This window comes from Streptomyces sp. NPDC050842 (genome assembly GCF_044456565.1).
Taxonomy (GTDB): Bacteria; Actinomycetota; Actinomycetes; order Streptomycetales; family Streptomycetaceae; genus Streptomyces.
This window is the reverse complement of sequence record NZ_JBITGA010000001.1, coordinates 985702-1000632: the sequence shown is the minus strand read 5'-3', so window position 1 is coordinate 1000632 and position 14931 is coordinate 985702. Positions and strand designations below refer to the sequence as shown.

The window sequence follows — 14931 nt, the reverse complement described above, 5'->3', positions numbered from 1 at the left end:
CAAGAACGGCTCTGGTTCGCACGGTGTATGACAGCGGTTCATGACTCCGTGTGCGCTGTAACATAGTAATGTGAAATTGCACTGACAACCCCTCTGGCAGCACCACTTCTCCGGGGGCTCCCGAGTCCTTCCCCCCGAGCCGGGCCAATCCCCCGCATACCAGGGCGGCGGCGCGATCACATAGCCTGATGTCACGACGAGACGGCGGGGTACGCGGCGCCGGCCGCAGCACGAGCGGGGAACGGAAGATGACTGAGCCATCGGGTGGGGACGCCCACCCCGATCCCACGACCGTGCGCGTGTTCATCGCCCTCGCACCGCCCGACGAGGCGAAGGACGAACTGGCCCACGCGCTGCGCCCCGCGTACGACGCGTACCCGCGCATGCGGTGGAACCGCATCGAGGACTGGCACATCACGCTGGCGTTCCTCGGGGAGCTACCCGTCACGGCCGTACCGCTCCTGCGACCCCCGCTCGCGCACCTCGCGGCGACCCGAAGCCCTCTGGAGCTGGGGCTGGTCGGTGGCGGGCACTTCGACGAGCGGGTGCTGTGGAGCGGGATCGACGGGGACGTCGACGGACTGCAGCAGCTCGCCGCCGAGGTACGTGCCGTGGTGCGGGAGTGCGGTGTCACCTTCCAGGAACGGCCGCTCCGCCCCCATCTGACGCTGGCCCGCGCGCGCCGCGACGATCCCGCGAGTGTGGTGAAGACCGCCGCCCACCTGGCCGGCTTCACCGGCCGCAGATGGTGGTCGGAACGCCTCCATCTCGTCGGGAGCAACTTCGGCCGCGGCCCGGCACCGATCCGCTACCGCGACATCGAGGCCTGGACGTTCGACGGGTCAGGACCCGCCCACGTTCGGCTGTGAGAGCCTGCATCCGACGAACGTGAGGTGGGGGCCATGCGGAGCCACGCCGGTGTGATGGTCGCCCGGCCCGTTCGGCCTCCTGCTCGGCTGCGTCGCCTGGGACCAAGGGGAGGACTGGGCCTGGATTCCGCTCCTCGCCGGCCTGGCCTGCTCGGTCCCCATGCCCCTTCCTGGCCGTCAATGACGCGCGGAGGCAGTTCCCCCGCATCACCCGCGGTGACCGCCGGAAGTCCCCGGAGATCCCCTACGGCGACGCCACCTTCGTCTTGTGAGCGCCACGGTCCCCGGAGCGGCATCCGCGAGCGCGGCCGGCGCGGGCGGACGTCCTGGAGGCCTCGCTCGTGCGGTACAACCCCGAAGGCGAGGCGAGCTATACGGCGTACCCGGGCACGTACACCCCCGACGAGTTCACGCCACTGGTCAGGCTGAAGCTGCGGATACACGGCACAGAGGCGACCGCCGGGACCGACGGGACCGAGAGGGTCGCCGGGTTCGAGGTCACGGACGAGTGGCGGGTACCGTCCCTCTGCCTGTCGGCGGTCACGGCGGGCCGCCTGGCCGTCCTCGTCGACCCGGTCGATTCGCCCGATTCCGCCGATCCGCGGACGCTCGGCAGGGTCACCCCTCTCTGGCCCCGCAGCACCCTGCTGGCAGACACGAGAACCAGCCGGATCGTCGACCTCGAAGGCCGGCTGACCGAGGTGACCCGATATCCCGGCCGCCTGCTGCGGCACATGCGGATCTCCCTGGACGCCGGAGGCATCGACATGGTCGGGGACACGATCGACGGTGAGCCCGCGGCGTCCGGCTCCGTCGCCGGGCGGTGGTCGCGCCGCGGTGGTGTCCTGGTGCGTGCGCGGTTCCTGCAGATGAGCCCCACACTGCCCGCACCAACCTGCTCGCCGGGACGGCCGCGGCCACGGTCATCACCCCCGACGGCCGGGAACTCCCCGTGGCGGGGCGCCCCGACGTGATCTGGGCGCTGATGAACCTGCTGGCGTCCCACGGCCTCTCGAACCGGTCCCCCGTCCTGGACCTCCGCAAGCGTCGCATGAGCGTGCTCGCGGGCACGGTCATGGGCGTCGTACGACACGGCGGGACGGACGCGCTCGCGGCCCGGCACACCTTCTAGGAGACGAATCCCACGACGCCGAACCCGGGGCGCGACTCCACATGGCGGAGCCAGCCCATGACGTCCATGACGGCGTCGACGACCTCCGAGTCCAGGGGTGGGGCGTGGCCCGCCTGCTTGGTCTGTTCGAACTGGGCCAGGGCCTCCAGGCATCGGTCGTGCGTCCACTCGCCGCAGCGCGGCAGGTCGGAGGACGGGACACCGGCGGGGAAGCCGCCGTAGGAGCCGAAGTCCGCCACCGAGACGGCCGTGATCCGCAGGGCGCGCAGCCCCTCGTCCACCAGCTCCAGCCAGTCGCCGCGGAACGGGCTGAAGCAGGAGTTGTCGAGGAAGGAGCCGGTCAGGGAGCAGAGGCGCTTGTAGGCGTAGCCGTACTGGAAGGCGTACCGGCCGTCCTCGGGGAAGGGCCCGCCGTGCACCACCGTCCGCAGTGCCTCGTAGGCGGTGGGGGCGCCGTCCGCTATCTGGGAGGAGAACCAGCTGTCGTCGGACGCCATGTCGTCGCCGAAGCTGTCGCGGATGACCTGGAGCAGCTGGTCGTCTCGGGAGCCGACGAAGGCGCGCGCGGCCTTCGGGTCGATCAGGTACACGCTCAGGGAGGAACTCATGTGATCACGTTAGCCACCGCCACTGACAACGGGATCACGGGCTAGGTGTATTGCCTCGTGAGGTTGGGGACGCGGCTTGCGGGTGGTTTGCCTGCGAGTGCGGCGTGTCCGCGGTGGTGATTGTAGGAGTGGAGCCAGCCGGGGAACGCTTCGCGGCGTTCGATGTCTGACCGGTAGGGGCGGGCGTAGGCCCATTCGTCGAGCAGGGTCCGGTTGAAGCGTTCGACCTTGCCGCTGGTCTGGGGCCGGTAGGGCCGGGTTCGTTCGTGGGTGATCCCGGCCGCCGCCAGGCTGTCGCGCCAGTCGCGTGAGCGGTAGCAGGAGCCGTTGTCGGTCAGAACCCGTTCGACGGTGATCCCAGCGCCGGTGAAGAAGGCGTGGGCCCGTTGCCAGAAGGCGGTGGCGGTCTCCTTCTTCTCGTCCGCGTGGATCTCGCTGTAGGCGAGGCGGGAGTGGTCGTCGACGGCGGTGCGCAGGTAGCTGTAGCCGGCGTTCCTGCGGGTCTTGCGGCCCGTTTGCCGGCCCAGGACCTTGTGTCCGCCGCCGTCGGGGATGTTGCCGAGCTTGTCGACGTGCACGAGCTCGCCGGGTTTCTCGCGTGGCAAAGCAGGCGTCTCAGCTCTCGGCGGGGGCGGCGGGCTGGTCTGCTTGCCGGGAATCGGATCGCCATCAACGGGGTTGGTGGGGGATGAGCCGTTTATTGGAGGGTCATGCGAGCGATTCAGGTGTACGAAGTGGGCGGTCCCGAGGTGCTGCAGGAGGCCGAGGTGGACCAGCCGCGGCCGGGTCCGGGCGAGGCGATCGTGGAGGTCGCCGCATCCGGGGTCAACTTCCTCGACGTCTACCACCGCGAAGGCCGGTACAGCCTCCCGCTGCCCTTCACCCCGGGCGCTGAGGGCGCCGGCACGGTCGTCGAAGTTGGACCCGGCGTCGTTGACGTCGCAGTCGGGGACCGGGTCGGTTGGGTGGAGATTCCCGGCACGTATGCCGAGCGGGCCGTCGTGGACTCCTCCCGGCTGGTGCCGCTGCCCGACGATATCGGCTTCGAGACAGCCGCCGCCGTGCTCCTCCAAGGCATGACCGCGCACTATCTCGTCAAGGACGCCTTCCCGGTTCAGGGGGGCGACACGGTGCTCGTGCATGCGGCTGCTGGTGGCATGGGGCTGCTGTTGACCCAGCTCATCACCCATCTCGGCGGCAGGGTGATCGGCACGACGTCGACCACGGCGAAGGCCGAGCTGGCGAAGCGTGCCGGGGCCGCTGAGGTGATCCTTTCCTCCGCAGTCGACGATCTCGCAGCCGAGGTGAGGCGGCTCAACGGCGGTCAGGGACTGCCGGTTGTCTTCGACGGCGTCGGCGCGCACACCTTCGATGCGAGCCTCGCCAGCCTGCGAACCCGCGGCCATCTCGTGCTCTTCGGCGCGGCAAGTGGTGCCGTGCCGCCGTTTGATCCGATTCGGCTCGCCCACGGCGGTTCGCTGACCCTGATCCGGCCCAGCCTCGGGGACTTCATCGCCGATCGGTCCGAACTGCTCCGACGGGCCGCCGATGTGTTCGAGTGGGTGCGCTCCAAGGCGCTTGAGGTCACCGTAACGGGCCGCTACGCATTGTCCGAGGCCGCCCAGGCCCACAGCGATCTGGAGGCTCGGCGTACCACCGGCAAGCTGCTCGTCATACCCGATGCGGCCGCTATTGGACGCCGCGAGGAGACGCGGAGCTGATCGCGGGTGACGAGGTCGGGGATCTTGGAGACTGAGATGTCGAGGGCATGGCCGACCGTCATCGCCAAGATCCCCGACAGCGTCAGGCACTCAGCAGGCCAAGATCAAGTTCTGGCGGGTTTCTGGCGTATCTGGGTCACACCCCTTCAAGATCCCTCAGCCGAGACCTGGCTCACCCGTCCACAACCTCCCGGGACAGAACAGCTAGGGCCGGTCACGGCGCGCGGGGGATCGGCTCGGCGGGCGGACGGCCGAAACGGTCGGCGCGCTCGTCGACGAGGACCGCGTCGCCATGTCGGGCATTCGGCGGTCGGGTTCAGCACGATCCCGGCGATGCTGCGCGACGCCCGCAACATCGCCGGGGTCGACATGGACGGCAACTTCCGCTTCCCCAACGACACTCCGTTGGACCGGCCCGTGCTGACGCTCGGCAAGCCCGGTCACGTACCGGGCGGGCAGGCCGACGTGGGACGAGACCTGGCGCGAACTCACCGGCTGGAAGCGCTGGCTGAGCGTCGACGGTACCGAGCACCTGCCCTTCACCGATCTCGCTCCGCTCGCCCAGCAGCTCGGCACACCCCTCCAGGACCTCGACGGCACCCGCGCCGACGCCGTCACGCGCGCGTACGCGTCGCGTTCGTCGACGCGCACCTTCGGGGCCGGTACGTGCCGCTGCTCGACGGGCCGTCCGCGCGGTTCCCGGGAGTCCGGCGCCGTCGAGCCGGACGACCATGCCATCGGCCGGTCCCGCGACGGTCCGAGCACGAAGATCCACCTCGCAGCCGACCCCCGTTGCCGGCCTCTGGCCTACCTTCTGACCGCCGGACCGGCCGGTGACGCGCCCGCCTTCGGGGGCGTGACGGCCCGACCGCGGGTTCCCCGCCAGCGGGGGCAGCCCCGCACCCGGTGCCTCGCGGGAATCCACATCGCAGGCATCTTCATCTGGTCCGCCCGGTGATCCGAAAGGAATGGTCTAACTCACGGCCGTGGCGGCCGTGACGGCGGTGATCACGACCATCGCCGCCTGCATGTCACGGATGGCAGCACGGACCCTCTCGGCCGCCCATTGCCCGGCGGCCACCTCCTCCATCCGCGCGACGACCTGCTTGCCCGGGCTGTCGGGGAAGGCCAGGCGGTGCAGCTTGGCGGAGTGGATCAACGCGATCAGGCCCGCCGTCCGCGTGTCCGGCTCGGCGCCGCCCAGTACAACGGCACGGAGCCGTTCCCGCAGCTCAGCCTCAACGGCGCCATCGGCCTCGGGATAGCGTCGAATGGGGAACACGCCGAGTGCCTTGCGCTTCTCCTCCACGACCACTCCGCGCTTGCACAAGCTTTCCAGAGCCGCACCGACGGCCTTGGCCTGGTCCTTGGTCAGCCACTCCGTCACCCGTCGCTTTCTGCGACCGCGCAGCCACGTCTCGATCAGTGCCGTCCGGCTGTCGAGCAACTGGTCCCCGGTCGGCGTCGTGTCTGTCAGTTCGAGGTACTTGCCCGTAACGGACACCCGCCCGGCCAGGACCAGTTCGAGCAGGATCCCTCCCGACACCGCCCACCCGGCGGCCTGCCGCTGCTTCGCCGACCCGGACTCATCGTCCAGAGACAGCAGCATGATCTCCTCGGCCAGTGTGATCGCCATACCCACTACCCCCGTATACGCTCCGTGATCACCGTCTCATGATCAGACGCCCGGAGCCGCTGAGAGGTTCCCGCGTTGATTCCGGCCCTGGCCCGTCCTCTCGCCTCAGGCCCGGTCCACTGACCGATCCGAACGAAACAGCCTGGGGGCGTGTGACGCGACGGGCGCTCGCGCTTCCTCAGGCGTACGGGTCGAAGGGGATGCCGGACGGTTTGGCCTTCGCCAGGTGGGCGGCGAAGTTGCCGTCCTTGAGCCCGAAGACCGCGCTGCCGAAGTCGGCCTGGGTGAGCTTGTCGCGCAGTCCCGCGGGGTAGCCGTTCCAGCCGACCAGGCTCGGGAACTGCCAGCTGTGCTGATGGTTCTCGGGCGGCTCGTCGTTGGAGTTCGCGGGGCGGAAGCAGTGGGTGCTGATGCCGTCCTTGTGGTAGACGATCTTGGGGTGGGTGCCGTCCCAGCGGATCCGGTCACGGCCGTACATCGAGAAGCCTCCGTGGGCGGAGGTCGACACGTACTGCGCCTGGTTGTCCCGTACCCACACCACGACGTGCTCCCAGTCGTGGCGGTGTCCCCCGAGCCCGCTGCCCGCCACGGCCTGGTCCTTCTCGAAGTACAGGCCGTAGATGATCGCGCACCAGCCGTTGTTGCACTTGGACCGCGCGTACCCGTTGGTGTTGGCGAGGTCCCAGGAGTCGCGGCACTGGCCGTTGAGGGCACCTGAGGGGTTGAGCCCGCCGTTGATCGTCCCGTCGGCCCCGATGGCGGGGGTGGGGTAACAGCCGTCCGTGTCGTAGTCGTACGCCGGCTGGAACGTCTGCTCCAGTCCGTCCGCGTTCGCGGGGAGGGCCGGGGGCGGGGCGGCGAAGGCGCTGCCCGGCAGGGCGATCAGCAACGCGAGCGAACTGCTGAGGGTGAGTGCTCCCTTGACGAGGTGGCGCGTGATCCTCACTCCGACTCCCTGACATGGACTCGACGGCGCGCGAGGCACGTGGGTGCGAAGCGCGTGGGCGCGAGTGGCATGCCCATTTCAAGAGACGGGGAATCATGCGCGTACGAAGCGGATCGGCGATCGGCGGCACGCCGTCGCTCAGGCCACGCCCCGCGTGCGGAACTGGACGCTGATACGGGGTCCGACGGCGCGGGCCGTCTTCGGGACGGCGTGCTCCCAGGTGCGCTGGCACGAGCCGCCCATCACGACGAGGTCGCCGTGCCCCAACGGGAGGCGCAGCGCGACGGGCCCGCCGCCGCGCGGGCGGAGCGCGAGGTCGCGCGGGTCGCCGAGGGAGAGGATCGCGACCATCGTGTCCTGCGTGGCGGAGCGGCCGCTGCGGTCGCCGTGCCAGGCGACGCTGTCGCGCCCGTCGCGGTAGAGACAGAGACCGGCGGTGACGAACGGCTCGCCCAGCTCGGTCGCGTAGTGGCCGCTGAGAGCCTCCCGCGCGTCGACGAGTGCGGGGTGCGGGAGGGGGACGCCCTCGCGGTAGTGCGCGAGGAGGCGCGGTACGGCGACGACGCGGTCGTACATCTCGCGCTCCTCGGCCTGCCACGGCACGCACCCCGCCAGCTCCTCGAACAGCGCGTCGGCGCCGTGGAACCAGCCGGGCAGGTGGTCCACCCACGCGCCGCCATCGAGCACGGTCCGCCGGAGGCCGCCCAGCGAGCCGGGCCCCATGTCCGACCCCTGGTCGAAGAGGGAGCCCTGGAGGCCCGGAAGGCCGGGGAGGTCAGGAAGGGCGGGTCGTGGTGCGGTCGTCATGACTCCAGCATAGACCTAGGATCGAACATCTGAGCGAATTCGGGAGGGTGGCGGATCCACGACAGTCGCCGGCCGGATGGCGAAGAAGGCGAGCGTCGCGAGGGCCGACACGCTCGCCGCGACGGCCAGGGAGCCCGGCAGGGACCTGGTCGCGAGCGGCCCGCCGACCGCTGCCCCCAGGGCGAATCCGGTGATCTTCAGGCTGGCGCCGGTGGTGAAGATCTGGCCGCGCAGGCGTTCCGGGGATTCCCGGTGGCGGACCGCGAACAAGGCGGCCAGCTGGGGCCCATCAGCGATCCCCGCGAGGAGTACGGCCACGATGAGCACGACGGGCTGACCCCACGCGGCCGAGGCCAGCGCGACGGCCTGGACGAGGGCACTGGCCCAGATGATCGTGTCGGGGGCGACCGAACGCGGAAACCGGGCGAGTACGGCGGTGGCCACCAGTGCGGAGACAGCCGCGCAGGAGAGCAGCACCGCGCCGCGGCCCGCTCCACCCAGGACGCGCTCGCCCAGGAGGGGGAGGCACACCGTCAGCATGCCCTGGGCCATGCAGAAGACGACGGAGGTGAGGGTCGCCCGGGCCAAGGCCGGCCTTCCGACGATGATGCGCATGCCGGCGCCGAGGTCGCCGATCACCGAGGCCGTCCGAGCGCCCGGCGTTCGCCCGCCGCGGGCCGGCAGCGTCCACGCGGCGGGGAGCGCCAGGGCGATGAGCACCACGGCGACCACCACGGCCGTCGGGGCTCCCAGCACCTCCGCCACGAGACCGGCAAGCGCCGGACCGGCCAGACTCGCCACACCGAACGTCATGGCATCGAGCGCGTTCGCCCGGGGCAACCGACCGCCCAGCACCACATGGGGCAGCTGAGCCGTCCATCCGCCCGACAGGGCCGGTCCCAGCAGCCCCGCCAGTACGGCGATCAGGAGGGTGACGGCGAACGGCAACCGGCCGAGCCCGGCGAGGATCGCACCAAGACCCGTCGCGTACAGGACGAGGGCCCCGGCCAGCAGGCGTCCCGGCCGTCCCGCCCTGTCGAGGAGCGCTCCGAGCACCGGCCCCCCTACGGCGGCGGAGATCGTCGTGCCCGCGAGCAGGGCCGAGGCCTCGACGGTCGAGCCGGCCAGGGCGAATCCCGCCAGCATCAAGGCCGGTCCCGACATCTCGTCCCCGGCACGAGCCAGCACGGCTCCGGCGAGATAGGAGGGGAGCGCGTAACGCTTCTTCATCGGTGAGACGTTACGGAGGTAACTCAAAACCATGCAAGATGCGTTACATTCCTCCTGTGTCCTCCATGCCCTCCGTCTCCTCCCCCAGTGACGACTGGTCCACCCGGCACTCGGTGCTCACCACGGCCCGGCGAACCGCCGCCCTGCTCAACGCCCTGGCCGAGGAGCGCCCCGACCCGGCCGACGTCGCCGCCGTGCTCCGTGCGTACGGCGAGACGGATCCTCTCGACCTCACCGCCCGCGACGTCGCCGGGATGCGAGCCGCCGCCGACCTGCTCCGGCAGGTCTTCGCCGCCGAGGACGTCGACGACGCCGCCGCCACCCTCAACCGCCTGCTCCAGGAACACACCGGCCGCCTCCGTCTGACCTCGCACGGCGGCAGCACCCCCTGGCACCCTCACCTCGACCACGACGACGACGCCCCCTGGGACGAGTGGCTTCTCGCCTCGTCCTGCATGGCCCTGACCGTCCTCGTCTGGGACCGTCAGCGCCCGCCCGGCAGGATCTGCGCGTCCCCCGGCTGCCGGAACGTCTTCATCGCCCAGGGCAGCGGTCCGGAACGCCGCTACTGCTCCCGCCGCTGCGCGACCCGCGAACGCGTCGCCGCCCATCGGCGCTCCCGCTCCGCCGAGCAGCCGGGCGACCTCGCGTAGGACGCCGCGGCGACGTCCCTGTCACTGGCGTGTCAGTGGCGTGTCAGGGGCGTGCGACAGACTGGCGATCATGTTCACGGGGATCGACGACGTCGACTGGGCGTCCATGAGTCATGCGTACGGCGACGCCTCCGACGTGCCGGGGCTCCTGCGGGGGCTGGCCTCGTCGGACGGGGGCGAGCGGGAGATCGCGCTCGACGGGATGTACGGCGCGGTGCACCATCAAGGGGACGTGTACGACAGCACGGTGGCGTGTGTCCCGTTCCTGTTCGAGCTGGTCGCGACGGCCGGACTGCCGGGGCGGGGCGAGATCGTCGAGCTGCTGTGCGGCATCGACGGCGACGGCCGCGACCCCGAGGAGATGGACTTCTGGTCCGACGACGAGGACGAGTACGCGGCCTGGGCGGAGACCCTGGCGCGGGCGGAGTCGGACACCCGGGCGCGCAGTGGAGTGCTCCTCGACGTCCTCGCGGATCCCGACGCGGGGCTGCGGCGGGCGGTGCCCGGTGCGCTGGTGCAGTTGCACGGCGACCCGGAGGACGTCCTGACGGTGCTACGGCGACGGCTGGCGGTGGAGCGGGACGCGGGCGTCCTGCGGGCCCTGGCGACGGCGGTGGGGGAACTGGGCATCCGGCACGAGGAGTTCACGGAGGAGTCGGGTGCGGTGCTGGCCTCCCTGCTCACCCGTGGGGGCGGACCGCGCGACCCGGGGCTGCGGCTGTCGGCTCTCGTCCAGCTCGCGCGCTGCGCGCCCGGACAGCTTCCGGAGCGGGCGGTCGAGATCGCCCTCGACGTGATGCGGGAGGCGCGGGAGGAGGCGGAGGAGGGCGCCGCGGATGCGGAGGGCGACGACGCCGGGCCGGTGCCCGCGCCGGCGACTCCGACGATGATCTCGTACCTCCGCCGCCTCAAGGCGTCTGGGCGCGGCTCGGCGAAGGCCCCGTGGGCGACGGAGCTGCTCGGGCGGCTGCACCGCGCCCTGGACGACCGGGTCGCCGAGCGATTCGCGCTCCTGGAGGACCAGTTGCGCAGTCCCGACTGGGGTCAGCGGCGCGAGGCGATCGACATGGCCGGCCTGCTCCTGACGGGCTGGCGGGGCCCTCACGAGGAGTGCGTGCGGCTCCTCGGCGAGCAGCTCCAGGAGGCGGACCACCGGATCGTCCGACGGGCGTCCCGCGAGCTGGAGTGGTTGTACGCGATCGGGGGCCCGGCGGCAGACGAGCTGGCCGCGCGGGTGGCGGTGGGACCGGAGTTCCTCCCTCAGGCCCGGTGGACCGGGACGTCCTACGGAGCGGCGCTGTGCGCGCTCGCCGCGCAGGGCGACGCTCGCGCGGTTCCCGCGCTCGTCGACGTGCTGCGGTGCGGCGAGGTGCCGGAGGACCTCGGCGACTGGATCGGCAGAATGACCCCCGAGGCGGCCGCGACGCTGGCACCCGTACTGCTCGGGAGGCTGTCCCGGATCGCGCCCGGGAAACAGCCTCGTCGTACGGAGCACCTCCTGAAGGCCGCGGCTGCCACCGGGGTCGCCGAGGCGGTCGGACCCGCCGTGCGGATCCTGCGCGCGCCCGATGACGTGACCCGCCCGGTCCTCGGCGATGCCCTGCGGGCGCTCGCCGAGCTCGGCGAGCCGGCGCTGGCGGCCTTGCCGGAGCTGCGACGACTGGCCCGGGACGGCGACACGCACCTCCGTGTCCGCGCGGCCACGGCGCTCTGGTCGGCCGGGGCCGGGACGGAGGCCGTCCTGCCCGCCTTGTCCTCGGGTCTCGCCGCCGACCGCCGGCCCGAACGGGTCGACGCCCTGCGGCTGGTCGCCCGTATGGGGACCGAGGCCGAGGGGCTGCTGCCCGAGCTGCGCCGGCTCGCCGCGTCACCCGAGGAGAACGGCGGCTGGGTCGCGGGCGCCCTCGCGACGGCCCTGTGGGAGGCCGGCCGCGATGCGGAGGAGTCCCTGCCGGTGCTGCTGCACGCCTGGTCCGCGCACATCGACAACAGGCCGGACGTGGCGGGCGTGTGGGCGCGGATGGGTCCCGCGGCCCGGTCCGCCGTCCCGGTCGTCCGCGAGGAGCTCGCCGCCGTCCGCCGCCACAACAACACGGGCGGGACGGGCCGGATCCGCTACCGCTGCGCCGACGACGAACGGCTGCTCGGGCACGCCCTCGCGCTCCTGACGGCCTGCGCCACCTGACGCGACGCGACGAACCCCGGGCGACGGGTTATCGCGTGGCGCCTGGCCCGACGGCGCGGCTAGCCTGCGGGCGTGTATCAGCTCCGTGGGCGCGGTCGCCGCCCGGCTCGCCGGGTGGGACGGGTCGTCCCGAATGGCCGCCCGGGTTCCCCCGTGGTGGTGGCGGGGGCGCGCGTCGTCATCGTCGGCTACTTCTCCGCGAAGGAGAAGACGTACGTGGCGCTCATGGATGCGGCGGACGCGGAGCTGACGGCGCGCGGTGCCCGGGTCGTGGGGCGGATCGTGCAGCGGCGTGGCGTCTCCTCCGGCGGGGTCGGGAAGATGACCTTGCCGTACTCCTCGCGCACGCTGCTGAGCAGCGGGAAGATCCGTGAGGTCGCCGAGACCTGCGCGGAAACCGACGCGGACGCGGTGGTATTCGTCGCGGCTCTGACGGAGCACCAGCAGCGGGTGCTGACCGGCATGTTGGGCCGCCCTGTCATGCGTCTCGTCGAGGCCCTGGCCACGCACCAGTATCATCTGGCATGGCCTATGTGATCACCGCCGCTCACCCTGACGACGCCGCGATATTGGGGCCCTTGCACCTGCGGAACTGGCTGGAGAACTACCTCAACCCAGACGCGGGCGTCGATGAGGCCTGGATCCGGGAGCACCGCGGTTCGTCCTCCACGGCGGAAGGCATCACTCAGTGGCGAGAGTTCATCGAGGTAGCGAACCAGGACCCCGCCCCGCACTTCTGCCGTGTCGTCCGGTCCGAGACGGAGATCGTCGGCTATCTCTGCGGCCAAGGGGAAGACTCGGTCACCCTCGGACCGATGTATCTGCTGGGCCATGCCCAGGGCCATGGCATCGGTGGACGTCTCATGGCCGAGTTCCTCACTTGGGCGGGACCTGCACGCATCCGCCTGGGCGTCGCCGACTACAACGAAGGGGCGATCCGGTTCTATCTGCGCCACGGATTCGAGATCACAGGTGAGCGCTATCTCTGGCGAGGAAGAATGCCGACCCTGCCCATGACCCGCGAAGCCCCATCAGCCGGCTGACTGAGAAGCGCTGTCCCTGGGATGAACCAAACCGCTCAGCCGCGCGCGGATGAGGGTGACCGCCTCAGCGCGGCCCGTCCCCCGCCGCCGGCTCCGACCGGATCGCGGATCCGCCCGGGGGGCCGGCGGGGCCGGCGGCCAGGACCACCGACGGCGTGGGCGGCGCGGCTTCCTTCCCCTTCGTACGGCGCGTCATGCCCACACCCACGAGCACGATCACCATGCCCGCCGCCGCCCGCGGGCTGAACGGCTCGTCGAGCACCACGAATCCCAGGACCAGCGACACCACGGGGAGCAGATAGCCGACGGTCGCGGCGTTGGTGGCGCCTTCGTCGGCGATGATCCGGTAGGTGAGGTGGAAGGTGATCCCCGTGGCGAAGATCCCCAGGATCACGACCGCGATCAGGCCCGACGGCGCGATGTGGGCCGGCGGCCGGCCGCCGAGCGGCAGGCTGAGGCCGGTGAGCACGGTCGCGGCGACGAGCTGGGCCGAGGAGAGCGAGAGCGTCGCGTGGCCCCGCCCCACGAGGTTGCGTCCCATGTAGGCGAAGCCGACCGCGTAACTCGCCGCCGCCGCGACGATGGCCAGGGCGCCCCAGCCGAGCTCGCCCGTTCCCTGCCAGGGGGCGAAGATCACCACCACCCCGGCGAAGCCGAGCAGCAGGCCGCCCGCGCGGACGGGGCGGAGTCCGCGTTCCGTGCCGAGCGCGAGGCCGAGCAGGAGGGACCAGAGCGGGGTCGTCGCGTTCAGCACTCCGGCAAGGCCCGAGCCGACGGTCCGCTGGCCGAGGCTGAACAGCGCGAAGGGCAGGGCGTTGCACCAGAAGGCCGCCACGAAGACATGGCCCCAGACGGCCCGGCCGCGCGGGAGGCGCCGCCGGGTCGCCAGGCACAGGACGAGGAGGGTGCTCGCGCCGAGGAGGCAGCGGGCCACGGTGACCTGGAGCGGGGACAGGGCCCGCAGGGCCAGCTCGATCCAGAGGAACGTCGACCCCCACAGCAGGGCGAGTACGCCCATCCGGACCCCGGACCGCACTCCGCCCTCGGCACTCTTCACGCTCGTTCTCCTCCGTGGGACGCGGCTGGGAGAACCACCATGACGTCCCACCACCCTTCAGCACCATCACAAGATGCTTCATCACCCTTAAGCTGAGCTACATGCTCGATGTGAGGCGGATGCAGATCCTGCGGGCCGTGGTCACCAGCGGATCGGTGACGGCCGCCGCGGTGGCGCTGGGGTACACGCCGTCCGCGGTGAGCCAGCAGGTGGCGGCCCTGGAGAGGGAGGCCGGCATCGCCCTGCTCGAACGGGCCGGCCGCGGAGTGCGTCCGACGGCGGCGGGCCTGCTCCTGACCCAGTACACCGCGGCCATCAGCCGGAACCTCGCCGAGGCCGAAGCCGCACTGGCCGATCTACGGGCCGGGCGGACCGGAAGTCTCGCCGTCCGCTACTTCGGCTCGGTCGGTCCCGCGCTGGTGGCCCCCGCACTGGCCCGGCTGCGCCGGGACCATCCGGGGGTCCGGCTCGATCTCACGCTGCTCGATCCCCAGGAGGCGCTCCCCGAGGTCGCCCGGGGGGACGCGGACGTCGCGGTCGTGGTCCGCCCGCGCGAGGACACGGTCCCGGGCCTCCGCCTCGTCCACCTCCTCGACGACGAGTACCTCGCCGCGCTGCCGCCGGGGCACCCGCTGGCCGCGCGGCGCGTGCTCGACCTGGCCGATCTCGCCGCCGAGCCGTGGGTCGGGAGCGAGCCTCAGGGTCCGTGCCTCGACGTGGTGCTCGGGGCGTGCGCCGAGGCGGGTTTCAGCCCGGACTTCGTGGCGGGAAGCGAGGACTACGCGACCGCGCTGGGGTTCGTCGCGGCCGGTCTCGGCGTCGGCCTGGTCCCCCGGCTCGGCGCGGGTGGCCGCCGTACGGACGTCGTCCTGCGCAGGGTACGGAGGCCGCGCCCGGTCCGGACCGTACAGGCGGCCGTCCGGGAGGGCGCACCCGGCCACCCCGCCCTCACCACGCTGCTCGAAGCGCTCGGGGAGGCGGCGCGGCAGTCCGTGTCGGGACGGGAGGGGGCGGGGTCCGGGCCGTGAGGGCGCGGCCTGCCTC

Annotated in this window: 15 protein-coding genes and 2 pseudogenes; 10 read left to right on the top strand and 7 right to left on the bottom strand. The window is 71.8% G+C overall.

The genetic code is table 11. The features are described from left to right. Positions 1-248: 248 nt before the first annotated feature. From thpR to ACIBG6_RS04460, 3 genes are all read left to right on the top strand, one after another. Positions 249-869 carry an RNA 2',3'-cyclic phosphodiesterase gene (gene thpR, locus ACIBG6_RS04470; RefSeq protein WP_399220984.1) on the top strand — a complete coding sequence of 207 codons (621 nt, stop codon included), beginning with the start codon at positions 249-251 and terminating at the stop codon, positions 867-869. A gap of 341 nt (positions 870-1210) precedes the next feature. After that, positions 1211-1843 (top strand): hypothetical protein, encoded by a 633-nt coding sequence (locus ACIBG6_RS04465; RefSeq protein ID WP_399220983.1) that lies wholly within the window; start codon positions 1211-1213, stop codon positions 1841-1843. Next, on the top strand, positions 1822-2001 hold the full coding sequence (locus ACIBG6_RS04460; RefSeq protein WP_399220982.1) for a hypothetical protein: 180 nt from the start codon (positions 1822-1824) through the stop codon (positions 1999-2001). The genes ACIBG6_RS04465 and ACIBG6_RS04460 overlap by 22 nt, the downstream gene beginning before the upstream one ends. On the opposite strand, the gene ACIBG6_RS04455 is transcribed toward ACIBG6_RS04460, so the two are convergent. Beyond that, positions 1998-2609 (bottom strand): hypothetical protein, encoded by a 612-nt coding sequence (locus tag ACIBG6_RS04455; RefSeq protein ID WP_399220981.1) that lies wholly within the window; start codon positions 2607-2609, stop codon positions 1998-2000. The genes ACIBG6_RS04460 and ACIBG6_RS04455 overlap by 4 nt on opposite strands. 41 nt (positions 2610-2650) lie before the next feature. Continuing rightward, a pseudogene (locus tag ACIBG6_RS04450) lies at positions 2651-3205 on the bottom strand (DDE-type integrase/transposase/recombinase); the annotation flags it as partial. 114 nt (positions 3206-3319) lie between these two features. Here ACIBG6_RS04450 and ACIBG6_RS04445 point away from each other — a divergent pair. Continuing rightward, complete coding sequence (locus ACIBG6_RS04445) at positions 3320-4330, top strand: quinone oxidoreductase family protein (RefSeq protein ID WP_399220980.1); 1011 nt, start codon at positions 3320-3322, stop codon at positions 4328-4330. 736 nt (positions 4331-5066) lie between these two features. Continuing rightward, positions 5067-5237 (top strand): annotated as a pseudogene (locus tag ACIBG6_RS04440) (IS5/IS1182 family transposase); the annotation flags it as partial. A 66-nt stretch (positions 5238-5303) separates the two neighbouring features. Here the strand turns inward: ACIBG6_RS04440 and ACIBG6_RS04435 are convergent. The 4 genes from ACIBG6_RS04435 to ACIBG6_RS04420 form a co-directional block, all read right to left on the bottom strand. Continuing rightward, a complete protein-coding gene (locus ACIBG6_RS04435) occupies positions 5304-5966 on the bottom strand; it encodes a GPP34 family phosphoprotein (protein WP_399220978.1) in 663 nt (220 codons plus the stop codon). A gap of 178 nt (positions 5967-6144) precedes the next feature. Further along, positions 6145-6906 carry an NPP1 family protein gene (locus ACIBG6_RS04430; protein WP_399221189.1) on the bottom strand — a complete coding sequence of 254 codons (762 nt, stop codon included), beginning with the start codon at positions 6904-6906 and terminating at the stop codon, positions 6145-6147. A 144-nt stretch (positions 6907-7050) separates the two neighbouring features. Next, positions 7051-7719 carry an alpha-ketoglutarate-dependent dioxygenase AlkB gene (locus tag ACIBG6_RS04425; RefSeq protein WP_399220977.1) on the bottom strand — a complete coding sequence of 223 codons (669 nt, stop codon included), beginning with the start codon at positions 7717-7719 and terminating at the stop codon, positions 7051-7053. Positions 7720-7734: 15 nt separating this feature from the next. Continuing rightward, entirely contained in the window at positions 7735-8949 is a 1215-nt protein-coding gene (locus ACIBG6_RS04420; protein ID WP_399220976.1) for an MFS transporter, read from the bottom strand. A 65-nt stretch (positions 8950-9014) separates the two neighbouring features. On the opposite strand from ACIBG6_RS04420, the gene ACIBG6_RS04415 reads away from it, so the two are divergent. From ACIBG6_RS04415 to ACIBG6_RS04400, 4 genes are all read left to right on the top strand, one after another. After that, positions 9015-9602, top strand: a complete 588-nt coding sequence (locus ACIBG6_RS04415; RefSeq protein ID WP_399221188.1) for a CGNR zinc finger domain-containing protein — start codon at positions 9015-9017, stop codon at positions 9600-9602. Positions 9603-9672: 70 nt separating this feature from the next. After that, positions 9673-11787: a PBS lyase gene (locus ACIBG6_RS04410; RefSeq protein ID WP_399220975.1), complete on the top strand. Its 2115-nt coding sequence runs from the start codon at positions 9673-9675 to the stop codon at positions 11785-11787. 72 nt (positions 11788-11859) lie between these two features. Beyond that, complete coding sequence (locus tag ACIBG6_RS04405; RefSeq protein WP_399220974.1) at positions 11860-12324, top strand: hypothetical protein; 465 nt, start codon at positions 11860-11862, stop codon at positions 12322-12324. After that, positions 12312-12830 (top strand): GNAT family N-acetyltransferase, encoded by a 519-nt coding sequence (locus ACIBG6_RS04400; protein ID WP_399220973.1) that lies wholly within the window; start codon positions 12312-12314, stop codon positions 12828-12830. The genes ACIBG6_RS04405 and ACIBG6_RS04400 overlap by 13 nt, the downstream gene beginning before the upstream one ends. Before the next feature lie 64 nt (positions 12831-12894). Here ACIBG6_RS04400 and ACIBG6_RS04395 read toward each other — a convergent pair whose 3' ends face one another. Continuing rightward, positions 12895-13848, bottom strand: a complete 954-nt coding sequence (locus tag ACIBG6_RS04395; protein ID WP_399221187.1) for a DMT family transporter — start codon at positions 13846-13848, stop codon at positions 12895-12897. Between the two features lie 140 nt (positions 13849-13988). Here ACIBG6_RS04395 and ACIBG6_RS04390 point away from each other — a divergent pair, with 140 nt between their 5' ends. Next, entirely contained in the window at positions 13989-14915 is a 927-nt protein-coding gene (locus ACIBG6_RS04390; protein ID WP_399220972.1) for a LysR family transcriptional regulator, read from the top strand. The last annotated feature ends 16 nt before the right edge of the window (positions 14916-14931 follow it).